Origin of the sequence: Xanthobacter sp. NM-25 (assembly GCF_022138605.1) — a bacterium.
Taxonomy (GTDB): domain Bacteria; phylum Pseudomonadota; class Alphaproteobacteria; order Rhizobiales; family Xanthobacteraceae; genus Xanthobacter.
In genome coordinates this window covers 78,127-102,179 of record NZ_JACBFS010000003.1, presented here as the reverse complement: position 1 = coordinate 102,179, position 24,053 = coordinate 78,127, and the positions used below count along the sequence as shown (strand labels likewise).

General features: G+C 68.1%; 21 protein-coding genes. 14 read left to right on the top strand and 7 right to left on the bottom strand.

Annotated features, from left to right (window positions below):
- Positions 1-24: 24 nt before the first annotated feature.
- The 4 genes from MEU52_RS09295 to MEU52_RS09280 form a co-directional block, all read right to left on the bottom strand.
- The gene (locus MEU52_RS09295) at positions 25-1,257 is read right to left on the bottom strand and encodes an ABC transporter substrate-binding protein (protein WP_238121002.1); all 1,233 of its coding nucleotides are present in this window, start codon (positions 1,255-1,257) and stop codon (positions 25-27) included.
- A gap of 78 nt (positions 1,258-1,335) precedes the next feature.
- Positions 1,336-1,764: a Rid family hydrolase gene (locus MEU52_RS09290; protein WP_238121001.1), complete on the bottom strand. Its 429-nt coding sequence runs from the start codon at positions 1,762-1,764 to the stop codon at positions 1,336-1,338.
- Between the two features lie 115 nt (positions 1,765-1,879).
- Positions 1,880-2,893 (bottom strand): nitrilase-related carbon-nitrogen hydrolase, encoded by a 1,014-nt coding sequence (locus MEU52_RS09285; protein ID WP_238121000.1) that lies wholly within the window; start codon positions 2,891-2,893, stop codon positions 1,880-1,882.
- Between the two features lie 135 nt (positions 2,894-3,028).
- The gene (locus tag MEU52_RS09280; protein WP_238120999.1) at positions 3,029-3,931 is read right to left on the bottom strand and encodes a LysR family transcriptional regulator; all 903 of its coding nucleotides are present in this window, start codon (positions 3,929-3,931) and stop codon (positions 3,029-3,031) included.
- A 380-nt stretch (positions 3,932-4,311) separates the two neighbouring features.
- Here MEU52_RS09280 and MEU52_RS09275 point away from each other — a divergent pair, with 380 nt between their 5' ends.
- From MEU52_RS09275 to MEU52_RS09210, 14 genes are all read left to right on the top strand, one after another.
- A complete protein-coding gene (locus tag MEU52_RS09275; protein ID WP_238120998.1) occupies positions 4,312-6,519 on the top strand; it encodes an oxidoreductase in 2,208 nt (735 codons plus the stop codon).
- 156 nt (positions 6,520-6,675) lie between these two features.
- Entirely contained in the window at positions 6,676-8,838 is a 2,163-nt protein-coding gene (locus tag MEU52_RS09270) for a heterodisulfide reductase-related iron-sulfur binding cluster (RefSeq protein WP_238120997.1), read from the top strand.
- Positions 8,839-8,840: 2 nt separating this feature from the next.
- On the top strand, positions 8,841-10,259 hold the full coding sequence (locus MEU52_RS09265) for a hypothetical protein (RefSeq protein ID WP_238120996.1): 1,419 nt from the start codon (positions 8,841-8,843) through the stop codon (positions 10,257-10,259).
- Positions 10,260-10,267: 8 nt separating this feature from the next.
- Positions 10,268-11,062, top strand: a complete 795-nt coding sequence (locus MEU52_RS09260) for an electron transfer flavoprotein subunit beta/FixA family protein (RefSeq protein WP_238120995.1) — start codon at positions 10,268-10,270, stop codon at positions 11,060-11,062.
- Positions 11,062-12,030, top strand: a complete 969-nt coding sequence (locus MEU52_RS09255) for an electron transfer flavoprotein subunit alpha/FixB family protein (protein WP_238120994.1) — start codon at positions 11,062-11,064, stop codon at positions 12,028-12,030. The genes MEU52_RS09260 and MEU52_RS09255 overlap by 1 nt, the downstream gene beginning before the upstream one ends.
- Positions 12,031-12,199: 169 nt before the next feature.
- A complete protein-coding gene (locus MEU52_RS09250) occupies positions 12,200-13,915 on the top strand; it encodes an APC family permease (RefSeq protein WP_238120993.1) in 1,716 nt (571 codons plus the stop codon).
- Between the two features lie 61 nt (positions 13,916-13,976).
- Positions 13,977-15,116: an aminomethyltransferase family protein gene (locus MEU52_RS09245; RefSeq protein WP_238120992.1), complete on the top strand. Its 1,140-nt coding sequence runs from the start codon at positions 13,977-13,979 to the stop codon at positions 15,114-15,116.
- A 354-nt stretch (positions 15,117-15,470) separates the two neighbouring features.
- Positions 15,471-16,568 (top strand): helix-turn-helix transcriptional regulator, encoded by a 1,098-nt coding sequence (locus MEU52_RS09240; RefSeq protein ID WP_238120991.1) that lies wholly within the window; start codon positions 15,471-15,473, stop codon positions 16,566-16,568.
- Positions 16,569-16,656: 88 nt separating this feature from the next.
- Positions 16,657-17,019 carry an ArsR/SmtB family transcription factor gene (locus MEU52_RS09235; protein ID WP_238120990.1) on the top strand — a complete coding sequence of 121 codons (363 nt, stop codon included), beginning with the start codon at positions 16,657-16,659 and terminating at the stop codon, positions 17,017-17,019.
- A complete protein-coding gene (locus tag MEU52_RS09230) occupies positions 17,012-17,551 on the top strand; it encodes an arsenate reductase ArsC (protein WP_238120989.1) in 540 nt (179 codons plus the stop codon). The genes MEU52_RS09235 and MEU52_RS09230 overlap by 8 nt, the downstream gene beginning before the upstream one ends.
- Before the next feature lie 9 nt (positions 17,552-17,560).
- On the top strand, positions 17,561-17,983 hold the full coding sequence (gene arsC / locus MEU52_RS09225; protein ID WP_238120988.1) for an arsenate reductase (glutaredoxin): 423 nt from the start codon (positions 17,561-17,563) through the stop codon (positions 17,981-17,983).
- 17 nt (positions 17,984-18,000) lie between these two features.
- Complete coding sequence (arsB, locus tag MEU52_RS09220) at positions 18,001-19,056, top strand: ACR3 family arsenite efflux transporter (protein ID WP_238120987.1); 1,056 nt, start codon at positions 18,001-18,003, stop codon at positions 19,054-19,056.
- On the top strand, positions 19,053-19,775 hold the full coding sequence (gene arsH / locus MEU52_RS09215; protein ID WP_337927105.1) for an arsenical resistance protein ArsH: 723 nt from the start codon (positions 19,053-19,055) through the stop codon (positions 19,773-19,775). Before arsB ends, arsH begins: the two co-directional genes overlap by 4 nt.
- The gene (locus MEU52_RS09210) at positions 19,772-20,974 is read left to right on the top strand and encodes an MFS transporter (protein WP_238120986.1); all 1,203 of its coding nucleotides are present in this window, start codon (positions 19,772-19,774) and stop codon (positions 20,972-20,974) included. Before arsH ends, MEU52_RS09210 begins: the two co-directional genes overlap by 4 nt.
- Positions 20,975-21,015: 41 nt before the next feature.
- On the opposite strand, the gene MEU52_RS09205 is transcribed toward MEU52_RS09210, so the two are convergent.
- From MEU52_RS09205 to MEU52_RS09195, 3 genes are all read right to left on the bottom strand, one after another.
- The gene (locus tag MEU52_RS09205; protein ID WP_238120985.1) at positions 21,016-22,296 is read right to left on the bottom strand and encodes an NAD(P)/FAD-dependent oxidoreductase; all 1,281 of its coding nucleotides are present in this window, start codon (positions 22,294-22,296) and stop codon (positions 21,016-21,018) included.
- Between the two features lie 111 nt (positions 22,297-22,407).
- The gene (locus MEU52_RS09200; RefSeq protein WP_238120984.1) at positions 22,408-23,193 is read right to left on the bottom strand and encodes an ABC transporter permease; all 786 of its coding nucleotides are present in this window, start codon (positions 23,191-23,193) and stop codon (positions 22,408-22,410) included.
- A gap of 1 nt (position 23,194) precedes the next feature.
- Entirely contained in the window at positions 23,195-24,043 is an 849-nt protein-coding gene (locus MEU52_RS09195; RefSeq protein WP_238120983.1) for an ABC transporter permease, read from the bottom strand.
- Positions 24,044-24,053: the final 10 nt, after the last annotated feature.

The window sequence follows — 24,053 nt, the reverse complement described above, 5'->3', positions numbered from 1 at the left end:
GCACCCTGATCCTTAAGGCGTGGCTCAGGGCCAGATGACCGAACGGGTGGCATCCTGCTTGGGCCACACGGTGAAGAGCTCGCCGTCCTGCCATTGCACCAGGATGGGGTGGGCGCGGGAATTGAGGCCGGTCTCGTCGAACTTCGCGCCACCGCCCGGCATGCCGTTCACCGGCGCGGATGTGACGTCGAGGGTGCGCAGCACCGGGCCGAGCTCGGCGGGCTTGGTGGTCTTGCCCTTGCTCATGGCTTCCGCCACCACATAGACCAGCGCGCTGTGCTCGAACGCATCATGGGTCATGAAGGTGCCGTACTTCTTGCGATAGGCCTCGCCGAACGCGCCATAATGGTCGTAATTGGCGTAGACGGTGCTCATCACCCCATTGGCCAGCGGCCCCAGGGCCTCCTTGAACTCGGGGATCACATAGCCGGCCGCCGCGCCGACGATGGGCATGGTGAGCCCGGCCTGGCGCATGCCGCGCACCAGCAGCACCGCATCCGAGAAATAGGACACGCCCAGCACCACGTCGGGGTTGCCCGCGCGGATCTTCTGGATCAACGGCATCACGTCGTTGATGCCCTGCGGATAGGCTTCCGCCAGGGCGACATCCATGCCGATCTCCTTGGCGCGCTTCAGCAGGCCCGCGGCGGTGGACTGGCCATAGGCGGTGTCCTCATAGACCACCGCGATCTTCTTGATCTGCTTGCCGTTGGCCTTGGCCAGGGCGATGGTGTCGTCGAGCTGCGCGGCGCCGTAGACCGAGGCGCGGGTGGTGATCTGGAAATAATTCTTGAAGCCGCGGGTGGTCAGCGTGTCCGAGGTGGCCATGCCCAGCAGCGGGGTACGATTGCGCTCCGCCACCTCGCTGGCGGCGATGGTCAGGGAGCTTGCGAAGCAGCAGATGATCGCCGAAACGCGATCACGCGAAATGATGCGCTGGGCCACCGAGGCGGCCGTGGTGGGATCGCTCGCCGCATCGGCCACCACCAGCTCGATCTTGGCGCCGCCAAGCCCCTCGATGCCCCCGGCGGCATTGATGCGCTCCACCGCCAGCTCGATGGCACGCAGCGAATTCTGCCCGAACGGCGCCTGCCCGCCGGTGAGCGGCATGATGACGCCGAGCTTCACCGGCTCGACCGCGGCCGCCGCGCCGGAGGCCAGCACGCCCACGGTGGTGAGCGCCGCGGCGGCAAGCCGCGTGAAAAGGGAGGCGCGCGCCGGAGCCCGCAAATGCGTGATGGTGCTCGCGTGTGTCATGGATAACCCCTCTGTTCTGGCTCTGATTTTTCTCTGGATGTTCTTTCGTCCGATTGTCTCGGATCTTGGCTTGACTGTTCAGGCGAGCGCGATGGCCTCGATCTCGATATCGGCGGCAAACGGCCATGAACCCACGGCCACGAAAGTGCGGGCGGGCGGCGCGGCGGCGAACATCTCGCGATAGACGGCGTTGACCTGCTCGAAATAGCCCGTGTTGGTGCAGTAGACGGTCACCTTCAGCACCTTCTCGACGCTGCTGCCGGCGGCGGCCAGGGCCGCCGCCACGTTCTCCAGCACCTGCCGGGTCTGGACGCGGATATCCCCCTCCACCATGGCGCCGGTGGCCGGATCGATGGGCGGCAGGCCGGAGACGAACACGAGGCCCCCGCCGCGCGTCACCACCGACAGCGGGATGTCGCGCGCCTGGATGGCCTCGGACAGGCCGGGCACCGTGGGAACCTGCTTTTCCAGCGCGTTCGCGACATGGGGAGCGGGGGACAAGGCCATGTTCTCTCCTGTGACTTCGGGACGTGCGCCATCGCTGCCGCCCGGGACCGGCCGAGGCGGAGGTTTACGATGGGTGTGGGAAGGGACGAGGTGCGGCGCCGTGCGGCCCCGCGGATCAGACCACCTCGGCGGTGGGGTCCTCCACCGCCGGCAGCGGTGCGGGGGGCGTGAAGGTCACCGGTGCCCGCGCGTCCTGATGCACGGTCAGCGCCAGCACATCGGGCCGCGCATAATGCCCGACGGGATCGAAATCGAACTTGGCGCGCACCACCTCGCGCAGGTCGATCTGCGCGGTCAGCAATGCCTCGCCCTCGAAATCCGGCCCGGCCAGCACCTGCCCCATGGGATCGATGATGCAGGACCCACCCCGGGAGAAGACCGTGTTCGGATCCTCGCCCAGGTGCGAGGGATAGCTGGCGGGATAGTCGGTCCGGCGACAGAACTGGTTGGCCGACAAGACGAAGCACCGGCCTTCCATGGCGATGTGCCGCATGGTGGGCAGCCAGGTCTCGCGGCCATCGGCGGTGGGGGCGCAATAGAGTTCCACGCCTTTGCCATACATGGCCGCGCGCAGCAGCGGCATGTAGTTTTCCCAGCAGATCACCGCGCCCATGCGACCGAGCGGCGTCTCATAGACCGGCAAGGTGGAGCCATCGCCGAAGCCCCAGATGAGACGCTCGGAACCGGTGGGCATCAGCTTGCGATGCTTGCCGAGATAGGTGCCGTCGGCGGCAAACGACAGCACCGTGCAGTAAAGCGTGCCGCCATCCCGCTCGATGACACCGATGACCAGTTGCAGGGCCGAGGCGCGGGCAATGGCGCTGAGGCGGTCCACCACCGGGCCGGGCACCTCCACCGAGCTTTCCCAATAGAGCCGGAACTGCTCCCGTCCCTCCGCCGTGCGCAGCCCCACGAACGCGCCAAAGTCGAGCCCGCGCGGATAAGCCGAGATGAAGGCCTCAGGGAACACCGCCAAAGCCGCGCCGGCCCGGGCCGCGTCGGCCGCGAGATCGGCCACCTTGTCCAGGGTCCGCTCGATGTCGAAGGACACCGGAGCCGCCTGGACCACCGCCGCGGTGAACGGGGCGGGAATCTTGGGGACGAAGGGAGAAGCGGACGGCGACGGCATGGGGAAAAACTCCTTCGGCGCGACAACAGCAGCATCGGCGCGAAGGATCATCCGGCAGGGAAAGCGTTCTCAGAAGACGAAAGAATAGAACTTTTCGTTGCCATTTCGGCAACGCTATGCACTCTGCCGCCCAATTCATCGCGGCGCGGCAAAGGTCTCGAAGGCATCGAGCAGCCGCTGCAGCACCGTCTCGGCTGCCAGCGACATCAACCGCTCCTTGTGAACGCACACGGCGATGGTCGAGGTCTCGAAGGCTGCGCAATCCACCTTGATGGCGCACAGCGTGCCCGCATGCACATCGCGCCGCACCGCGAACAGTGGCACCAGCGACACCCCCAGGCCATCCCGCGCGAAGGTCTTGGAAAACTCCACGGAATTGATGACCACCGCCGGCTCGATCACCATGTGGGCCGCCTTGACCGCCTGATCGAACACCACGCGCACCGTGTAATCCGGCGACTGCAGGCAGAGCGGCCCGGCTTCCAGCTCGTGCAGCGCGACGATCTCGCGTTGGCTGAACGGGTGGTTGGGCGCGGCGATGAGGCGGATGGGATGGACGATCTCACGCAGCACCGCCACGTCGGGATGGACCTCCGGCTGGAAGATGACGCCGATATCGCATTTGTCCTGAGCCAGGGCATCGAGGCTGGAGCGCGAGCCGGCCACCTGCACCTCATAAGTGATACCGGGAAACTCCCGCCGCAACTCGCCGATGAGCTCGAACACCAGATCTGCCACTGCCCCTTCGGCGGTATTGATCTTCACATGGCCGCGCTTGAGCGACTGGAGATCGTCGATTTCCGAGCGCATGCGCTCAAAGCCGCGCATGGTGGTGCGGGCATAGCGGATCACCACCTCCCCGAAGGCCGTGGGCTTCATGCCGCCCGCGTGGCGATCGAACAGCGGCACGCCCAGTTCATGCTCCAGATTGGCAATCTGGCGGCTCAGCGCCGAGGGAGCGATGTGCAGCACCTCCGCCGCGCGCCGCACCGAGCCGGCATTGGCGATTTCCACCAGGTATTTCAGATCTGCTTGCATCGGCCCCGCCTTCCCCGGGCGGCCATAATCCACCGCACCGCCCGCCGCCGGCAACCCGCGCGCGCCCCGCACCCATTGCAGGTAGAGCCACCGCCAACGCAAGTGCAACATGCCGACCACCGCACTGCAAAACAAGAGTCTCCGCAGCTGTGTCCGGGTGACACGTGCGACATAGTGCCATTTGGCACCATTGCGGGCACCATCCCTCCCGCAGTTAGAATTCTCCCAATAAAGAACGACCGGAAACGACCAGGGGCGAGCCACCGAAAACATGATGTTTTCGGGCGCGGTTAGTTGCGCGCCAGACTTCTCCTTGCGCCTTTTCGGGAAAAATATTCGGCTGCCAAGTTCAGGCAGGCCGGATCTGCATGGGGAGTGAAATGACCCACGACGACCTGACCATCAGCAAATACGATATTCTGTTCGAGCCTATCAAGATCGGCCCGAAGGTGCTGAAGAACCGGTTCTATCAGGTGCCGCACTGCATTGGCGCGGGCTCCGACAAGCCCGGTTTCCAGGCGGCCCATCGCTCCATCAAGGCCGAAGGCGGCTGGGGCGCGGTCAACACCGAATATTGCTCCATCCATCCGGAAGCGGATGACACCCACCGTGTCTCAGCGCGTATCTGGGACGAAGGCGACGTGCGGAATCTCTCGGCGATGACCTCGGAGATCCACAAATACGGCGCCCTGGCAGGCGTCGAGCTCTGGTATGGCGGTGCGCACGCCCCCTGCATGGAAACCCGCCAGACCGCCCGCGGCCCCAGCCAGTATGCCTCTGAGTTCGAATCCCTCACCTATTGCCACGAGATGGATTACGACGACATCCGTCGCGTGCAGGGCTTCTACGTGGAAGCGGCCCGGCGCGCCCGCGATGCTGGCTTCGACATCATCTATTGCTATGGTGCGCACTCCTATCTTCCGCTGCAGTTTCTCTCCAAATATTACAACAAGCGCACCGATAAATACGGAGGAAGCTTCGAGAACCGCGCCCGCTTCTGGATCGAAACCCTGGAGCAGATGAAGGCCGCGGTGGGCTCCGAATGCGCCATCGCCACCCGCTTTGCCGTCGACACCCTGATCGGCGAGGAAGGCGTGGAGGTGGAGCGCGATGGCCTGAAGTTCGTTGAACTGGCCGACGATGTGGTGGACCTGTGGGACGTGAATGTCGGCGACATCGCCGAGTGGGGTGAGGATGCTGGCCCCTCGCGCTTCTACCGCCAGGGCCATCAGCTCTCCTGGCAGAAATTCGTGAAGCAGGCGTCCAAGAAATGCGTGCTCGGCGTCGGCCGCTTTACTGATCCCGAAAAGATGGTGGAAGTCATCCGCAACGGTGAGCTGGACGTGATCGGCGCGGCGCGCCCCTCCATCGCCGATCCGTTCCTGCCACAGAAGATCCGCGATGGCCGGCTGGATGACATCCGCACCTGCATCGGCTGCAACGTGTGCATCTCCCGCTGGGAGATCGGCGGCCCGCCCATGATCTGCACCCAGAACGCCACCGCCGGCGAGGAATTCCGGCGCGGCTGGCATCCGGAGCGCTTCCCCAAGAAGGGATCGGACGACTCCATCTTGGTGGTGGGGGCGGGCCCCGCCGGTTCGGAATGCGCCCGCGTGCTGCTGGAGCGCGGCTATGTGGTGCATCTGGTGGACAGCGCCGAGAAGGTGGGCGGCTATGTGAACGATGTCGCCACCCTGCCGGGCCTCGGCGAATGGAGCTACCACCGCGACTATCGCGAGGTGCAGCTCACCAAGCTGATGAAGCGCAGCCGCGACAGCCAGATGGCCCTGGGCAGCAAGCGCCTCACCGTGGATGATGTGCTGGACTATGGCGCCGACAAGGTGGTGGTCGCCACCGGCGCCCACTGGGTGGCCGACGGCACCAACTGCCTCACCCACGCCCCCATTCCCGGCCTCGACGGCGCGCGGCGCGACAATGTGCTGACGCCAGAGGACGTGATCCGCGGCACCAAGCCCATCGGCAAGCGCGTCGTCATCCTCAATGCCGATCCCTACTACATGGCGCCCAGCCTGGCGCAGAAGCTGGCGGAAGCGGGACACCAGGTGACGGTGGCCAGCGGCGTCGAGCTCGGCCGCTACATGCACTTCACCCTGGAAGCGCCCAACATGCACCGGATGCTGCACGAGCTGCACATCAACGTGATGGGCGATACCTGGGCGAGCCGGGTCGAGGAGGGGCGGATCGAGCTCTACAACATCTGGGGTGACGGCCATAAGCGCAGCTACACCGGCCCCGGCAAGATGCCCCGCGCGGCCAACACCACCCATGCCTGGCACGAGTTCGACACGCTGGTGCTGGTGACCGCCCGCCGCTCCGACGACACCCTGTTCCGGGGGCTGAAGGACCGTGCCGGCGAGTGGGCCGCGCACGGGGTGAAGGGGGTCTACATCATCGGCGATGCCTGGGCGCCCAAGCTCATCGCCGACGCCACCTTCGACGGCCAGCGGCTCGCCCGCGAAATCGAGGAGGCGAACCCGCAGGAGCCCAAGCCGTATCGCCGCGAGGCGGCCGTCTACGGCGCCCCCTACCAGCCGGGGGGCTCCTACGAGATCCGCTACCAGGGCTAGTTCCCCTCGCCCCGGTCATGCGGGCGGGACGCCAGAGCCGCGTCCCGCAAGCGCCGCCCGCTCCGCCGGGCGGCGCCCTTCTTCTTCACTGGACGAGACGCAGGCGGCGGCCCGGCGGGACGCCGTGCGCCTGAAAGCGCCGAGGACGAGCACGAGATGATTCCGAGCGGCATCGCCCCCACCGAGGTCACGCGCATCCTGTTCCAGGACTTCTCCCTGTGGATGCTGCTGGCGTTCTATGCCTATGCCATCACCGCCATGGCCGTGTTCGCCTTCGGCGTCTATGTGCAGGTGCGCAAGTATCGCAGCGGGCAGCGCGGCGCGGCCTTCTCCTGGCGCCAGCTCGCCACCCGTCTTGCGGACACCGCGAAGGTCATCGCCAGCCACCGCGCCCTGCGCCGGCGTGATGCCCGCACCGGGCGCCTCCACGCCTTTATCTTCTATGGCTTCACGCTGCTGTTCATCGGCACCGCCACCATCACCTTGCAGGAAGACATTCTGGGCCCGCTGCTCGGCGTGAATTTCTGGCACGGGCAGTTCTATCTCCTCTTCAAGCTGGTGCTGAACCTGGCCGGCGCCGGCTTCATCGCCGGGCTCACCTATATGATGTACCGGCGCGGCTGGCTGCGTCCGCCCAAGCTCGACTATGCCCGCCCGGACCGCACCCCCGAGGATGCGGATTTCAGCCGCGAGCGCTACCGCATCGAGGATTGGGCCTTCCTGTGGACCCTGCTGCTCATCGGCATCACCGGCTTCCTGCTCTCCGGCGCGCGCATGGTGTGGCTGCAGGCCGAGCCGGCGGTGTGGGAAACCCGCTGGTGGGCGCCGTTCGGCGCGCTGGTGGCGGCCGGGCTGAAAGCCATCGGCATGAGCAGCGAGGGCGCCGGCGCCCTGCGCATGGGCCTGTGGTGGTTCCACGGCGTGCTGGCGCTCACCTTCGTCGCCCTCATCCCCTATACCAAGGCCAAGCACATCGTCACGGCCGCCACCTCCTGGCTGCTGAAGGACCCCAACGCGCTGAACCACTTGCCGCTGGGCAATCTCGATGCCGACCACATCGGCTATCGCACCCTCGGCGACGTCTCCAGCCGCTATCTGGTCCAGGCCGATGCCTGCACCAAGTGCGGCCGCTGCCACGAGGCCTGCCCGGCCCGCGCCGCCGGCTATCCGCTCTCCCCGCGCGACGTCATTCTGACGCTGCGCGAGCAAGCCAACGCGCTTCTGGGGGAAGTGCTGCCGAAGCCGCGCGCCGCCGCCTGCGCCACGCCGCTCGTCGGCCTCGCCACTGGCGAATTCCGGCCGGACACCCTGTGGTCATGCCGCCAGTGCGGCGCCTGCACCGAGATCTGCCCGGTGGGGGTGGAGCATCTGCCACTCATCAACCTGCTGCGCCGCGACATGGTGGACCAGGGCAACATGGACAGCGCCCTGCAGCGCACCCTCGGCGCCATCGGCAAGACCGGCAACTGCTTCAACGAAAGCCGTCGCAAGCGGCCGCAATGGACCCGCGACCTGCCGCTCAAGATCAAGGACGCCCGCAAGGAGCCGGTGGAGGTGCTGTGGTTCGTGGGCGACTACGCAAGCTTCGATCCGCGCAGCCAGAAGGTCAGCCGCGCCTTCGCCCGCATCCTGCATGCCGCCGGCATCGATTTCGGCATCCTCTATGAGGGGGAAACCACCGCCGGCAACGACGTGCGGCGCGTGGGCGAGGAAGGCCTGTTCCAGCAACTGGCGGAAGGCAATGTGGAGACGCTTTCCGGCTGCACCTTCTCGCGCATCGTCACCACCGATCCGCACTCCTTCAACACCCTCAAGAACGAGTATCCGGACCTCGGCGGCAGCTATCAGGTGAGCCATGCCAGCGCCTATCTGAAGGAGCTGCTGGACGCCGGCCGCATCGCGCCGGCGCGGCAGCTCGACTTCACCGTCACCTATCACGACCCCTGCCATCTCGGCCGGCTCAACAAGGGCTATGACGCCCCGCGCGAGGTGGTGGCCGCCACCGGCGCCAAGCTGGTGGAGCTGCCGCGCAGCCGCGACAATTCCTTCTGCTGCGGCGCCGGCGGCGGGCGGGTGTGGGTACCGGACCCGCCCGGCACCTCCAAGGTCAGCGAGATCCGGGCCCGCGAGGCGGCCGAGATCGAAGGGCTCGACGTGCTCGTGGTCAATTGTCCCAAGTGCATGACGATGCTCGAAGATGCGGTGAAGACCACCGGCAATGAGCGCAACTTCCGGGTGATGGAGCTCACCGAGCTGCTGGCGGAGGCGCTGGAGGCCGACGCGGTCGCCCCGGCGGCGGCTCCGGCCGAGGTGGGCTAGCCATGCGGGCGCCGGCGGCCGCTCCCCCCACCGACATGGCGGCCCTGCTGCTGGCCCTTGAACGGCGGGCCGACCCCTATCTGTGCCTGCCCGCCTATGGCGCGGCCGGCGCCACGGGGGCGCAGGCGGGCCTGGCGCGCATCCTGCTCGCACGGGAGCGCCTGAAGCTCGCATTCGCCGCCCTGCCCTTCACACCCGTCCGCTTCCTGGAACGGCTGGCGCAGGAGCAGCGCCCCGCCGTGCTGCGGCGCCTCGCCCGCAATCCCGCCAGCAGCGCGGCGGTGCTTCTGAACGTGGCCCAGCATCTGCCGGACCAAGAGACACGCATCGCCGTCGCCGGCCATGCCAACGCACCGGCGCTGCTGCTGGCCGGGCTGGCCGGCGATGCCGATACGGTGGTGCGCGGCGCCCTGCTGCGCAACCCCGCCACGCCCACACTGGTGCTGCACCGCCTGCATGTGGGGGCCAGCCCCGCCGAAGCCGCCCTGCTGGCCCGTCATCCGCAAGCCGATGCCGCCCTCCTTCTCGCGATCGCCGCACGTGGCGTGCCGGCGGCAACCTTGGAGCTGGTCGCCCACCCGGCCTGCCCGCCGGCGCTGCTCAATGCCGCCTGGCGCGATCCAGATCCCGCCTTCCGCCGGCGCTGCGCCGGCAATCCGGCGCTGGCGCGCGCGGCCGCGCGGAGCCTGCTGGGTGATCCCGACCCCGCCGTGCGGGCCGAAGCGGTGCGCGCGACGGCCGGCGGCCGGGCGGGCGCCGGCGAGGACCCGGCGGCCCGTGTGCGCCGGGCCCAGGCGCGCCATCTGCGGCTGCCGCGTGCCCTCGCCATGGCGCTGAGCCGCGACCCCGACGTGTGGGTGCGCACCTGGCTGGCACGCAACCCCAGACTGCCGAACACCGTCCTCCTCGCCCTCTGCCGCGACGATGCAGCTCAAGTCCGCCATGCGGCGGGGCGCAATCCGCAGTGCCCTGGCGACGCCCTTGCCGCCCTCGCCACGGATGGGGATGCGTGGGTTCGTGCCAGCGTCGCCGATCGGCCGGACCTGCCGGCCGACGCCCTGCGCGCGCTGGAGGGCGATGCGCATGTCGACGTCTCCTCCGCCGTCGCCCGCAATCCCAAGGCTCGCGGCCCCGCCCTGGTGGCCCGCGCCCGGCATGCCGATGCCGATGTGCGCCGGGCGGTGGCCTTGAACCCGTGCGCGCCCGCCCTCGCGCTGCAGCCGCTGCTCGCCGACCCCTATCCGCTCAACCGCGCCATGGCCGTGCGCCATCCCAATCTGGCCGATGCCGATGCCTGGTCCCTGGCCGACGATCTCGAGCCGCAGGTGCGGTTCGCGGTCGGCGCGCGGATGGTCGCGCGGCTCGCCGCGCACGCGCCCATGCAGCGGGCGCACGCCGCCGAATTCTCTCCAGCCCTGTGAGGACGCCCATGAAAATACTCGTGCCGGTGAAACGTGTCGCTTCCCTCGATGACGAGTTCGAGCTCCGCGATGATGGCCGCGATGTCGACCCCGACTTCTGCGAGTTCGATCTCAACGAGTTCGACGAATACGCGCTCGAAACCGCCGTCCTCATCAAGGAAGCCGCACCGGAGGGGACCGTGGAGGTGGTGGTTCTCACCATCGGCCCCGACGATGCCGACGACACCCTGCGCAAGGCTCTTGCCAAGGGCGCCGACCGGGCCATTCGGGTGGATGATGCGGACCTCGGCGACGCCGACCGGGTCGCCATCGCCCGCATCATCGCCAAGGTGGCGGAACAGGAGGAGCCGGGCCTGGTGCTGTGCGGCGCCCAGTCCTCGGACTTCGGCCATGCGCAGACGGGCATGTCGGTGGCAGCCCTCCTCGGCTGGCCGCGGGTGGCCGTGGTTTCCCGCCTCGACTATGCGCCCGGCGCCGCCAGCGCCACGGTCGAGCGCGAGCTGGAAGGCGGGCTGGTGGAGCGCATCGAGGTGGAAACACCGGCGGTGCTGACCATCCAGCTCGGCATCAACACGCCGCGTTACGCCTCCCTGCGCGCCATCAAGCAGGCCAACGCCAAGGCCATCGAAAGCCGCACGCCCACCGACCTCGGCCTGAGCACCGGGGAGATCGGCGGCGCTGGCGCGCTGAGCCGGGTGCGGCGTGTCTACGTGCCCGAGCGGGGCAAGAGCGAAATGATCGAGGGCACGCCGTCCCAGCAGGCGGCCCGTCTGTTGGAAATCATCGAGGAGGTGCAGGGCTGATGTCTGGAATTCTCATTCTGGCAGAACATCGGCGCGGCGAGCTGCGGGCCGCCACGCTGGAAGCCATCGGCGCCGCCGGCCAGTTGAAGGCGGCGGTGGGCGGCGAGGTGAGCGTGGCGGTGATCGCCACCGACCCCTCCGCCTTCGTGCCCGCGGTCAGCGTCGGCGCGGTGGACGAGGTGGTCACCATCACCACACCCGAGGCCGCGACCTTCGAGCCGCACCTGTATGAGCGGGCCCTCAGCGACCTGATCGCCGCGCGCAAGCCGGCCCTGGTGCTGATGCCCCACAGCGTCGACAGCTGGGCGCTGGCCCCGGCGGTGGCCATCGCCAACGACCTCGGCTTCGCCACCGACGTATTCGGCCTCCAGGTGGAGGAGGGCGCCGTCGTCGCGACGCGCGCCGGCTACCAGGAAAAGGTGTTCGTGGAGATCGACTTCCCCGGTCGCGCAGGGGTGCTCGTCACCCTGCGTAGCGGGGCGTTCGAGCCCGCCGCCGGCCCGGCCCAGCCCCGGATCACCCCGTTCGAGGCCGGCGATGCCCAGCGACGCAGCCGGCACCTGGACTGGCGTGATCCCCCGGCCACCGGCGGCATCGATATTCCCGGCTCGCCCTTCATCCTCTCCATCGGCCGCGGTGTCGGCGACGAGGCCAACGTGGCCCAGTTCCTGGAGCTCGCCGAGGGCCTGGGCGCGACCCTGGGCTGCTCGCGGCCCATCGCCGACAACGGCTGGCTGCCCAAGGCGCGCCAGGTGGGCCAGTCCGGCCAATTGGCGGCGAAGTGCAACCTCTACGTCGCCATGGGCATCTCCGGCTCGGTGCAGCACCAGTGGGGCATGAAGCACGTGGAGAACATCATCGCGGTCAACAAGGACCCCGAAGCCTCCATCTTCTCCATCGCCCGCTACGGCATCGTCGGCGACATGCTGGAGATCGCCGAGGAAGTGCGCAAGCAGAAGGGCCTTTAGGCCTCGCCGCAGCACCCGGCCGCCCGGCTGCACGCGCCGGGCGGCGCACACGCCAAGTGCTGAACATGCCAAGTGCTGAACACGCAAACCATAGAACACGTCCACAAGAACGCCCGGGCCGGCACGCCTGCCTGACCTGAAGCCGAGCACACGGGCGAGGGAGGAAATCGTGACCACCATCACCACTGTCCAAGAGGGGACCACGACTGAGGGGCGACTGCATCGCTCCATCAGCTGGACCGGCGCTTTCTGGGTCGCGAGCGGCGTGCCCGCCCTCGTGCTGTTCTCCATCGGCGGCATCGCCGGCATGACCGGGACCCTGTCATTCCTGATCTGGGGCATCTCCATCGGCATGGGCTTCATCCAGTCCTTCATCTATGCCGAGATCGCCGGCCTGTTTCCCAACAAGTCCGGCGGCGCCTCCATCTATGGCGCGGCCGCCTGGGTGCGATATGTGAAGCTGGTGGCGCCGCTCTCGGTGTGGTGCAACTGGTTCGCCTGGAGCCCGGTGCTCTCGCTTGGCTGCTCCATCGCCGCCGCCTACATCCTCAACGCCCTCGCCCCGGTGCCCGCGCTCAACAGCCCGGAAGTGGCGCAGTGGCTCACCGTGCACGGCGCCAGCCTCACCGGCACCGAGGCCGAGAAGGCCGCCGCCGCGGTGGCCGCGCTGACGCCCCACATCCGGGACTGGACGCTGATGACCCACGCCATCGGTCCGGTGTCCTTCTCCCTCAATGCCGCGTTCTTCGTGGGCGCGGCGCTCATGCTGCTGGTGTTCGCCATCCAGCATCGCGGCATTCTCGGCACCGCCAATGTGCAGAAATGGATCGGTCTGTCGGTGATCGTGCCCATGCTGGTGGTGGGCATCGTGCCGCTGCTGACGGGACAGGTGAACTGGAGCAATTTCTCGCCGCTGGTGCCGTTGGCCGCCGCCGGGGCCCCAGAGGCCGGCAGTTGGAACATTCCCGGCTGGACGCTGGTGCTTGGCGGCCTGTTCATCGCCGCATGGTCCACCTACGGCTTCGAGACCGCCGTGTGCTACACCGGCGAATTCCGCAACCCCGAGCGCGACACCTTCAAGGCCATCTTCTATTCGGGCCTCCTGTGCCTCGCTTTGTTCATCCTGGTGCCGTTCACCTTCCAGGGTGTTCTGGGCCTCGGCGGCATGCTTGATCCAGCCATCGTCGACGGCTCCGGCGTCGCCCAGGCCATGGCCCACATGGTGGGCGGCGGCAAGATCGTCGAGAGCGTGCTCGTCATGCTGATGATCCTGGCGCTGATGCTATCCATCATGACCGCCATGGCCGGCTCCTCGCGCACCCTCTACCAGGGCGCGGTGGACGGCTGGCTGCCCCGCTTCCTCGACCATGTGAACGAGCACGGCGCGCCCACCCGCGCCATGTGGACCGACCTGTGGTTCAACATCGTGCTCCTGGCCATCGCGTGCGCCGACAGCACCAGCTTCTTCTTCGTGCTGGCGGTGGCGAATGTGGGCTACATCATCTTCAACTTCCTCAACCTGAACTCCGGCTGGATCCACCGCATCGACAGCGCCCATGTGGACCGGCCCTATCGGGCGCCCACCTTCATCCTCGCCCTCGGCACCGTGTTCGCCTTCGTCAATGCGGTGTTCATGGGCGCCGGCGCGAAGGTGTGGAACCCGGTGGCGCTGTGGGCCGGGCTCATCACCGCCGCCCTCATCATCCCGGTCTTCATCTACCGCCATTACATCCAGGACGGCGGCAAGTTCCCGCATGAGACCTTTGAGGACCTGACCATCGGCGACGGCAAGCACACGCAGAAGCGTGCCGGCATGCTGCCCTATCTCGCGCTCATCGCCGGACTTGTGGTGGTGCTCGCCTCCAACTGGCTGTTCCAGCTCTGACCCCCGGCGGCCCGGCGCCTGCCGGGCCGTCCTCTCCCCGCATCAAGAAAGGACCCGCAGCATGACCGCTGGCCTGCCCGCCTATTCCCGTCTTTCCGCCCTGTCCGATCGCCACCGGGCCCTCGGCACCACCTTCGAGGCGGCGTGGAACGACATGCCCGTGCCGCAGAACTACGCCACCAACCCCGATGACGAGGTGGTCGCCGTGCGTACCGCCGCCGGCCTGTTCGACGTCTCCGCCCTTCGCATCATCGACGTCTCGGGCCGCGATGCCCTGGCCGTGCTGGAGGAGCTGTTCACCTCCGATATTGCCAGCATCGCCCCCGGCGCCGCCTCCCTCACCGGACTGCTGGACGACAACGGCAGCATCATCGATGACGTCCTCGTCTATTGCGATGGGCCGAACGCCTATCGGGTATCCCACGGCAGTGGCGCCCTGGAGGACCTGCTGCCGGCGGCCGCTGCGGGGCGCGACGTGACCTTCCGCAAGGATAATGACGTGCACATGCTGTCGCTGCAGGGACCCAAGGCCCTCGACATCCTGGCGCCGCACACCGGCTTCGAGCTGAAGACCCTGCCCTATTTCGGGCATCGGCGGACCAGCCTGTTCGGCCGCCCGGTCTCCATCGCCCGCGGCGGCTATTCCGGCGAGCGCGGCTATGAGGTGTCCTGCGCCTCCGGCGACGCCGTGGTCCTGTGGGATGCCATTCTCGAGGCCGGCCGGCCGCACGGGGCCATGGCTGTGTCGTGGTCCTGCCTCGACATCGTCCGCGTCGAAGGCGGCCTGCTCTTCTATCCCTATGACATGCCGGAAGGAGATACGACGCCGTGGGAAGCCGGGCTCGGCTGGACGGTGAATCCGGACAAGCCCGCCTTCCGCGGCCGCGACGCCGTGCTGCGCCGACGCGGACAAGGGCGGGTGGCGCAGGCGGGCATTGAGATCGACCATCACGCGGCCATCGAGCCGGGGGCGAAACTGTTCCGCGATGGCCGGGAGGTGGGCATCGTGAATTCCACCACCTACAGCCGCTACCTCATGCGATCACTGGCCCTGGTGCATGTGGCGCCCCACCTCGCCGGCTGCGGCACCGAGCTGGAGGTTCACAGCGGCGAGGAGCGCTTCCCGGCGCGGGTGGTGAAGACCCCCTTCTATGATCCGCTGCGCCTGCGGACCCACCCGCTCGACGAACGGACGGCCTGACCTTCCGCAGCTGCCGCTGCAGGCCGAGCCGTAACCCGGGGGCTTCCTCCTGGGAACCTTGCCGGAGCGCGGGCGGTGCGAGGCCGCCCGCCTCCGGTCCTTTCCCGTGAGGCCCCTTTGCGTGCAGCTTCCACCCGAACTCCGCCCGACGTTCCTCGCAGCCGCGAGATGCCGGGCGGCAACGCTCGCCGAAAAGGCAGAATTGCCGGCGGCTTCACCCCCCATATGCACTGCAACATCGAAAGAGATAGGGAGCATGATGACGCAACGTCCGCATTGCCAGGGGGCAACCGCTCGGCTTTACTCAGATCGGAACTATTCAAGTGTACACACATGCCGACGGGAGCGTGAGGCATGGCAGAATCACTTCCCGTTCCACTGGCTTCCGCATTCGGGCGATACAGCGCCGTGCCGCTGAACAGTCCGGAGTGGTTCGCCCATGTGGGACAGGTGGCGCGGGTGATCGGCAGCGACCGCTTTCATCGCGAGCTGGTGGAATTGTTCGGCGCCGCCATCGACCATGATGCGTGCTGGATTATTCGCTATTCGCGCGTGGCCCCGCCCGACGTGCTCTTCACCAAGAACGTGGCGAGCGATGTGGTTGCATATTACACTAATATCTACGCCTCGGTCGACCCGTTTTCCGAGTATTGGCGCAATAATGGCAATCCAGGCGTGCTTCAGCTGAATGACGTGCGCGCCCCGGGCCGCGCCTGGGACCTCTACCACAAGGTGTTCCAGACCGTCGCCAGCATCTCCGACGAGCTCGGCATTTTCTTCTCCACGGTGGGCCACTGCTGCTTCGGGCTGTTCCTGGAGCGGGAGAGCGGTGGCTTCTCACCGGCGGATATCGCACGCGCCAAGCTCATCTTCCCCATGCTGGAGGGTTTCCACCGCTCCCATCTGGGCGCCCTGTTCAACAGCCTGCGCCACCTGCGCGGGCCGCAGGTGGAAGGCTTCATCACCCGCCCCACCCTCATCAAGGACCGCTTCGGGGTGGATGTCTTTTCCAACGAGGCCTGGCAGAAGGCGGCGACGGGCGAGCCGGCGCTGACGACGCTGGTAGAGGACTTGCACACCACCGGCGATTGCCAGCCGCGGGCGCTGCCGCCGTTCACCGTGAAGGTGGAGGCATTCGATCGCGATTTCCCGCTGGCACCGGGCGGGCGCATGTATGTGCTCGACACCGATGCCCCGCCCCGGGTGGAGGATCCCGACCGCCTGCTGGAGGAAGCGCTGAAGATCTTCACGCCACGCGAGCGGGAGATCGTGCTCCTGCTCATGAATGGCGAGACCACCGGCGGCATTGCTCAAAAGCTCAACCTCAGCAAGGGCACCATCAAGAACTGCCGGCTGCGCATGTATCGCAAGACCGGCGTGGGCTCCGAACGCGCCCTGGTGAAGCACGTGATGCAGCACCTCGATCCCCGGCGCGACGCGCCGCCGGGCTGACCCCACCGGCCCGGTCACTCATGGCTTGCGGGCGGCGCTGGAACGGTGTATGCATTCAATATCTCAATATTCATTGAGTTATTGAATTATGGACGAGACCCACGCCCTTTCCGCCTTCGCCGCCCTGGCCCAGGAGACGCGGCTGCGCATCGTGCGCCTGCTGGTCGAGGCTGGTCCTGAGGGGCGTCCAGCGGGTGCCATCGGCGCGGCGCTGGGCGACGCCTCCTCCTCCCGCCTGTCCTTCCACCTGAGCCATCTGGAACACGCCGGGCTGGTTCAATCCCGCCGGGACGGCCGCTCCATCATCTACAGCGCGGTCTATCCGGCCCTCTCCGACCTCATCGCCTTCCTCATGCGCGACTGCTGTAGCGGACATCCCGAAGTGTGCGCGCCTGCGGTCGCCGCCCTCTCCTGCGCCTGCGAACCGAACAAGGACGACACCCATGCCTGAGGTCGCTCACGGGCACGTCTATAACGTGCTGTTCCTGTGCACCGGCAATTCCGCCCGCTCCATCCTCGCCGAAAGCATCCTGGCCAAGGATGGCGCCGGCCGCTTCCGGGCCTTCTCTGCGGGCAGCGCGCCCAAGGGGGAGGTGAACCCCTTCGCCCTCAAGACGCTTGAAGCCTATGGCTATCCTGCGCAAGGTTTCCGCTCCAAAAGCTGGCTCGAGTTCGCCGAGCCCGGCGCGCCGGTCATGGATTTCGTCTTCACGGTCTGTGACAACGCGGCGGGCGAAGCCTGCCCCCTCTGGCCGGGCCAGCCCATGACCGCCCATTGGGGCATCGAGGACCCCGCAGCGGTGGAAGGCTCGGACATCGAGAAGGAGGCGGCGTTCAACGCGGCCTTCCGCTACCTGAAGAACCGCATCTCGGTCTTCACCGCCCTGCCCATCGCCAAACTGGATCGGCTGGCGCTGAATGCCAAGCTGCGCGAGATCGGCCATCTGGCCGGCGCCACCTCCCCCCGACCGGATGTGGCATGAGGCCTGATCATGGACGTCATCATCTATCACAACCCGGATTGCGGCACCTCGCGCAACACCCTGGCCATGATCCGCAATGCGGGCATCGAGCCGCACGTGATCGAATATCTGAAGACGCCGCCCTCCCGCGCGCTGCTGCAGCAGCTCATCGCCCGCGCCGGCCTTTCGGTGCGTGACGTGTTGCGGGAAAAGGGCACGCCCTATGCCGAGCTTGGCCTTGGCGACCCGGCCCTGTCCGACGAGGCGCTGCTCGACGCCATGATGGCCCATCCCATTCTCATCAACCGCCCCATCGTCGTCTCGCCCAAGGGCGTGCGCTTGTGCCGCCCCTCCGAATTGGTGCTGGACCTGCTGCCCCCGCAGCAGGGCGCCTTCTCCAAGGAAGATGGCGAGCGCGTGGTGGACGCAGCCGGCCACCGCGTCACCGGCTGAGCCATCGGAGATCCCCCATGTCCCTGTTCGAGCGGTATCTCACCGTGTGGGTCGGCCTGTGCATCGTCGCGGGCGTGCTCCTCGGCCATCTGGTGCCGGCGGTGTTCCACGCCATCGGCGCCATCGAAATCGCCCAGGTGAACCTGCCGGTGGCGGTGCTGATCTGGCTGATGATCGTGCCCATGCTGCTGAAGATCGACTTCGCCGCCCTGGGCGAAGTGGGAAAGCACTGGCGGGGCATCGGCGTGACGCTGCTGGTGAACTGGGCGGTGAAGCCCTTTTCCATGGCGCTGCTGGGCTGGCTGTTCATTGGCTGGCTGTTCCGCCCCCTGCTGCCCGCCGACCAGATCGACAGCTATATCGCCGGCCTCATCATCCTCGCCGCCGCGCCCTGCACCGCCATGGTGTTCGTGTGGTCGAACCTGACCCGAGGCGAGCCCCATTTCACCCTGTCCCAGGTGGCGCTCAACGACGCCATCATGGTGGTGGCCTTCGCCCCCATCGTCGCGCTGCTGCTGGGCCTGTCCGCCATCACCGTGCCGTGGGGCACGCTGGTGCTGTCGGTGGTGCTCTACATCGTCATTCCAGTGATCGCCGCGCAGATGCTGCGGCGGCGCCTGCTGGCGCACGGTGGACAGGCGGCGCTGGACCGGCTTCTGTCGCGGCTCGGCCCGCTCTCCCTGGTGGCGCTGCTCGCCACATTGGTGCTGCTGTTCGGCTTTCAAGGCGAGGCCATCATCGCCCAGCCCCTGGTCATCGCGCTGCTGGCGGTGCCGATCCTGATCCAGGTCTATTTCAACGCCGGCCTTGCCTATGTGCTGAACCGGATCGTCGGCGAGGCCCATTGCGTCGCCGGCCCCTCCGCCCTCATCGGCGCCTCCAACTTCTTCGAGCTGGCGGTGGCGGCGGCCATCTCCCTGTTTGGCTTCACCTCCGGCGCCGCGCTCGCCACCGTGGTGGGGGTGCTGATCGAGGTGCCGGTGATGCTGTCGGTCGTCTGGATCGTGAACCGCTCCAAGGGCTGGTATGAACGTGGAGCCGCCACCGGCGCGGCGGCAAGGAGCACGCCGTGACCGACACCAGCCTGCCAAACGTGGATGAGGGCCTGCTCGACATTCCCTCCCCCGAACGGTTGTTCCCCGTCACGCCGTCGCGCCATCCGCCGCGCATCCTGCTGCTTTACGGCTCGCTCCGGGACCGCTCCTATTCCCGTCTGCTGACGCTGGAGGCCGAACGGCTGCTGCGCCATTTCGGTGCCGAAACCCGCGTCTTCCATGCCGACGGCCTGCCGCTGCCGGACGGGGCACCGGTGGAGCATCCCAAGGTGCAAGAACTGCGCGCGCTGACCTTGTGGTCGGAAGGCCAGGTGTGGTGCAGCCCGGAGCGGCACGGCGCCATGAGCGCCGTGATGAAGGCGCAGATCGACTGGATTCCTCTCGCCATGGGCGCCATCCGCCCCACCCAGGGCCGAACCCTGGCCCTGATGCAGGTGTGCGGCGGCTCGCAATCCTTCAATGCGGTGAACCAGATGCGCATTCTCGGCCGCTGGATGCGCATGCTCACCATCCCCAACCAGTCGTCCGTGGCCAAGGCCTATCAGGAGTTCGAGGAAGGTGGCCGCATGAAGCCGTCCGGCTATTACGACCGGGTGGTCGACGTGATGGAAGAGCTGGTGAAATTCACCCTGCTGACCCGCGACATCTCCCCTTATCTCACCGACCGCTACAGCGAACGCAAGGAAGCGGCGGCGAAGCTGGAGGAGCGGCTCGCCCTCGGCGCGGCCGTGCGGTGAGCGCCCCCGCTTCGGCCCCCTCCGAAACGGCCGAGCGCGGCGCCCAGCGCCGCGTTGTCAATGCCCTGGGCATCGTCCAGATCCTGACCTGGGGCTCCTCCTTCTACCTGCTTGCGGTGCTGGCCGCGCCCATCGCCCGCGACACCGGCTGGCCCATGCCCTGGATCATGGGCAGCCTTTCGCTGGGGCTGCTGGTGGCCGGCATCGCCTCTCCCCGCGTGGGCGTGTGGATCCATGCGCGCGGCGGCCGGCCGGTGCTGATGGCCGGCTGCGCGTGCATCGCCCTCGGCCTCACGGTGGTCGCCACGGCGCCGCACCTCGCCGTGTTTGCCCTCGGCTGGTGCCTCATGGGCCTCGGCATGGCGGCGAGCCTCTATGATGCGGCCTTCGCCACCCTGGGCCACCTTTATGGCGCCGCCGCCCGCCGGCCCATCACCCTGCTGACCCTCTGGGGCGGCTTTGCCAGCACCGTCTGCTGGCCCGTCTCGGCCGCACTGGAGGCCCATGTGGGCTGGCGGGGCGCCTGCCTCGCCTATGCCGCGGCCCAGCTGTGCGTGTGTCTCCCGCTGCTGGCGGCGTTTCTCCCCGCGACCATCCGGGCAGGCGCGCAGGACGACGTGGCCGCGAAGTCCGAGCCCCTCGCGCTACACGGGCGCGAGCGCACCGCCTTTCTCCTTCTCGCCGGCATCGTCACCCTGGTCGGGGCCATTGCCTCCACCATGTCGGTGCAGGTGCTGGCGCTGTTGCAGGCGCGCGGCTTCAGCCTCGCCGAAGCGGTGGCCGCCGGCGCCATCATCGGCCCCGCGCAGGTCCTGGCGCGCATCGTCGAGCAGCTGAGCGGCGGCCGGCATCATCCTCTATGGACCATGGCCGGCGCGGTGGGGCTGATGGGCCTCGGCCTGGTGCTTCTCGCCGCCGGCTTCCCTGTCGTTGCCATGGCACTGGCCGCCTATGGCGCCGGCAACGGCATCTTCTCCATCGCCAAGGGCACGGTGCCGCTGGCGCTGCTGGGTGCGGCGCGCTATCCGCGGCTCGCCGGGCGCCTCGCCCGGCCCGCCCTGCTGGCCCAGGCCCTCGCACCGCTCGGCGCCGCCTATCTCCTCACGGCAGGCGGCGCCCAAAGCGTGCTCGCGGCCGTGCTGGTGCTGTGGCTGGTGTCGGGCACGCTGCTGGTGCTGCTCTGGCGCCGGCAGGCGTGACCCGGACGCCATGAGGCCCCCACCGGCGATGCCCTGGTAGCTCAATGGACCTCGCGCCCATCCAGCCAGCGATAATAGGGCAGGATCATCCGCGCGGTGGCGGTGACGAAACCGTGCAGGGGCAGCGGCTTCACTGGAGTGGGCGGCAGGGCCAGCTCGGCATCGGGCCGGCCGAGCACCGCATCGGCCAGAACAGTGCCCATCCCGCAGCACAGGGCCAGTCCCCGCCCGTTACAGCCGACCCAAGCGGCGAGGCCCTCGTCGGTGCGATGGAGATGGGGCAGCCGATCGACCGTCATCGCGATGCGCCCGCCCCAGAAATCCGGCATCGGCACCGCCGCGAGCTCGGGAAAGAGCTGCGCCAGCCGCCGCCGCACCGCCGCCGGCAGCCGGGATGCCGCCCCCATCTGGATCGCCAGCGCCGCCCCGGAGACGAGACGCCCCTCGCGATCCTTCCGCATGTAGCGCAGATCGCGGCGGGTGTCCGAGAAGGCCTCATCTCCCGGCAGGATGCGCGCGGCGAGCGATCCCAGCGGCGCGGTCGCCACCTGATAGGACGTGACCGGCACGAAGGTCCGCCGCAGACCCGGCCACAGATCGCCGGTATGGGCGCCGGTGGCGAGGGCGACCCGCGGCGCCCGCACGGTACCAGCCGGCGTCGTCACCTGCCACAGCCCCCCTACCCTCTCCAAGGCCGTGGCCGGGCTGCCCTCGAAGATGCGCACGCCGGTGCCGGCGACCCCACGGGCCAGGCCGACGGTGAAGGCATAGGGGTTGATGTGGCCACCGCCCCGGTGCAGCCAGCCGCCGGCGTAGCCGGGGGCGCCGATCAACGCTTCCACGTCCGCGCGATCGAGGGCGACCGCCGGCGCGCCGGCGGCGGCCCATTGGCGGGCGAGCCCCCGGGCGGCGGCGGCGCGGCCGGGGCTGTGGGCCGGCTGCAGCCAGCCGTGGCGCACGGCGTCGCAATCGATGCCGAAGCGCGCGACGAAGCCATAGAGTACGTCGGCAGAGCCGGCCACCATGTCCAGGAACGGCTTGCCCAGCGCCTTTGCCATGCCCTCGGGGCCGAGCCGCGTCAGAGTGGCGATGACCTGGCCGTTCGCCCGCCCGGATGCGCCGCTGCCGATGCGCACCGCCTCCACCACCACCACGTCGAGGCCCCGCTCGCGCAAAGCGAGGGCGGTGGAAAGGCCGGCGATGCCGCCGCCGATGACGACCACATCGGCAGCCAGATCACCGCTCAGGACCGGCGCGGAGAAACGTTCGCGGGAGAGCCGCGTCCACAGGGACGAGGCGGCGTCTCGAGGCCACGACGACATAAGATCACCTGCTGAGGCTTGCGCCCCCGGCGCAACGCGAGATCGCCTCGCGCGCCGGGTGCGGGACTTGAGGAAAGAGGGGCGGCGGGCACCGCGCCGGCCGCCGCGGGATCACGCCGCCACCGTCATCTTCTCGATGCCGTAGATCCGATCGGCAGCGAGCAGGCAGATCACCGCGAGCAGCAGCTGCAGGGTGCTGAGGGCGGCGATGGAGGGATCGAACTGGTTCTCGATGTAGCTCAGCATCACAACCGGCAAGGTGTTGGTCTGCGCGCTGCCGAAGAAAAAGGAGATCGGCAGATTGTCGAACGAGGTGAGGAAGGAGAACAGCGCCCCCGCCGCGATGCCCGGACGGATCAACGGCAGGGTGACCTCCCTGAAGGTGGCCCATCTGCCGGCCCCCAGGATGGCGGCCGCCTCCTCATAGGCCGGCGGCACCGCGCGGTGAACGGCGGTGACGGTGCGCAGCACATAGGGCAGGCACGCCACCGTGTGGGTGATGACCAGGGCGGTGAAGGAAATGCCGATCCCGATCCAGGTCAGAAAGAACAGGGAGGAAAAGCCGATGACGATCATCGGCACCGACAGGGGCGACAACAGAAAGGTGGTGACCCCATCGGCCCAGCCGGACCGCGCGCGCGTCAGGTAAAGCGCGGCGGGGATGGCCAGCACGCACGACAGCACCGTGGCCAGAACCGCCACCTGCACGCTGGTGATCATCGCATCGACGAAGGGGGGATACTCCCAGATGCGGTAGAACCACCGCAGCGACCAGCCGGGAATGGGAAAGGCGGCATAGCCGGCGGAGGTGAAGGAGATCACCACCACCACCACGATCGGCGCCAGCATGAAGGCGAAGAAGGCGACGACGAAGAGGGAGAGAAGAAAGCCGCCCATGTCAGATGCCCTGGCGCCGCACGAGACGCAGCTGGAGGTAGAGGCAGGCCATGGCGATCACCAGAAGCACGGTGCTCATGGTGCTGGCCATGCCGAAATCCCGGGTGGTGTTGAACTGCTGGAAGATGAAGAGCGGCAGCGTCTGGAAACCGCCGCCCAACAGCGCCAGCGTCACGAAGCTGCCGTTGGCGATCATGAAGACGAGGATGGCGCCGGTGCCGATGCCATCGAGGGAGAGCGGCAGCGTAATCTCCACGAAGGTCCGCCAGCGGCTGGCGCCGAGCACCTGCGCCCCCTCCTCCAGCCGCTGGTCGATGCCCTGCAGCACGGCGGCGATGGACAGCACCATGAAGGGCACCAGCACATGCACCAGCGCGGCGATGGCGAGGCCCGGCGTATTGAGAATGCGCAGCGGCTGCTCCAGCAGCCCGAGATCCTGCACCAGAAGGGTATTGATCAAGCCACGACGGGCGAACAACACCTGCCAGCCGAAGGTGCGCATGATGATCGAGGTGAGCAGCGGCGCGATCAGCAGGAACACGATCAGCGCGCTCCAGCACCCCGCCCTGCGGACCAGGTGATAGGCGACCGGATAGCCGATCAGCACGCAGATCACGGTGACCGCGGACGACAAAGCCACCGTCTCGACGATGACCCCGAGATAGAAGCGATCGGACAGGATGGCCACATAGCGCGCGAGCGTCAGGCTGCCGTCGTCGGCCCGGATGCTGCGCAGCCCGTCGTCCACCAGCGGCAGCACGAAGAAGGCGATGAGGAACAGCACCGCCGGCAGCAGCAGGAACCACCCCGGCGGGTTGAAACGGAAGCGGGAGGCATTCGCCCTGGCCATGCGGCGTCCC

What these genes read in the sequence shown, in the direction of transcription:
- MEU52_RS09295 (WP_238121002.1), bottom strand. Translation starts at nt 1,257, where the DNA reads ATGACACACGCGAGCACCATCACGCATTTGCGGGCTCCGGCGCGCGCC.
- MEU52_RS09290 (WP_238121001.1), bottom strand. Translation starts at nt 1,764, where the DNA reads ATGGCCTTGTCCCCCGCTCCCCATGTCGCGAACGCGCTGGAAAAGCAG.
- MEU52_RS09285 (WP_238121000.1), bottom strand. Translation starts at nt 2,893, where the DNA reads ATGCCGTCGCCGTCCGCTTCTCCCTTCGTCCCCAAGATTCCCGCCCCG.
- MEU52_RS09280 (WP_238120999.1), bottom strand. Translation starts at nt 3,931, where the DNA reads ATGCAAGCAGATCTGAAATACCTGGTGGAAATCGCCAATGCCGGCTCG.
- MEU52_RS09275 (WP_238120998.1), top strand. Translation starts at nt 4,312, where the DNA reads ATGACCCACGACGACCTGACCATCAGCAAATACGATATTCTGTTCGAG.
- MEU52_RS09270 (WP_238120997.1), top strand. Translation starts at nt 6,676, where the DNA reads ATGATTCCGAGCGGCATCGCCCCCACCGAGGTCACGCGCATCCTGTTC.
- MEU52_RS09265 (WP_238120996.1), top strand. Translation starts at nt 8,841, where the DNA reads ATGCGGGCGCCGGCGGCCGCTCCCCCCACCGACATGGCGGCCCTGCTG.
- MEU52_RS09260 (WP_238120995.1), top strand. Translation starts at nt 10,268, where the DNA reads ATGAAAATACTCGTGCCGGTGAAACGTGTCGCTTCCCTCGATGACGAG.
- MEU52_RS09255 (WP_238120994.1), top strand. Translation starts at nt 11,062, where the DNA reads ATGTCTGGAATTCTCATTCTGGCAGAACATCGGCGCGGCGAGCTGCGG.
- MEU52_RS09245 (WP_238120992.1), top strand. Translation starts at nt 13,977, where the DNA reads ATGACCGCTGGCCTGCCCGCCTATTCCCGTCTTTCCGCCCTGTCCGAT.
- MEU52_RS09240 (WP_238120991.1), top strand. Translation starts at nt 15,471, where the DNA reads ATGGCAGAATCACTTCCCGTTCCACTGGCTTCCGCATTCGGGCGATAC.
- MEU52_RS09235 (WP_238120990.1), top strand. Translation starts at nt 16,657, where the DNA reads ATGGACGAGACCCACGCCCTTTCCGCCTTCGCCGCCCTGGCCCAGGAG.
- MEU52_RS09230 (WP_238120989.1), top strand. Translation starts at nt 17,012, where the DNA reads ATGCCTGAGGTCGCTCACGGGCACGTCTATAACGTGCTGTTCCTGTGC.
- arsC (WP_238120988.1), top strand. Translation starts at nt 17,561, where the DNA reads ATGGACGTCATCATCTATCACAACCCGGATTGCGGCACCTCGCGCAAC.
- arsB (WP_238120987.1), top strand. Translation starts at nt 18,001, where the DNA reads ATGTCCCTGTTCGAGCGGTATCTCACCGTGTGGGTCGGCCTGTGCATC.
- MEU52_RS09205 (WP_238120985.1), bottom strand. Translation starts at nt 22,296, where the DNA reads ATGTCGTCGTGGCCTCGAGACGCCGCCTCGTCCCTGTGGACGCGGCTC.
- MEU52_RS09200 (WP_238120984.1), bottom strand. Translation starts at nt 23,193, where the DNA reads ATGGGCGGCTTTCTTCTCTCCCTCTTCGTCGTCGCCTTCTTCGCCTTC.
- MEU52_RS09195 (WP_238120983.1), bottom strand. Translation starts at nt 24,043, where the DNA reads ATGGCCAGGGCGAATGCCTCCCGCTTCCGTTTCAACCCGCCGGGGTGG.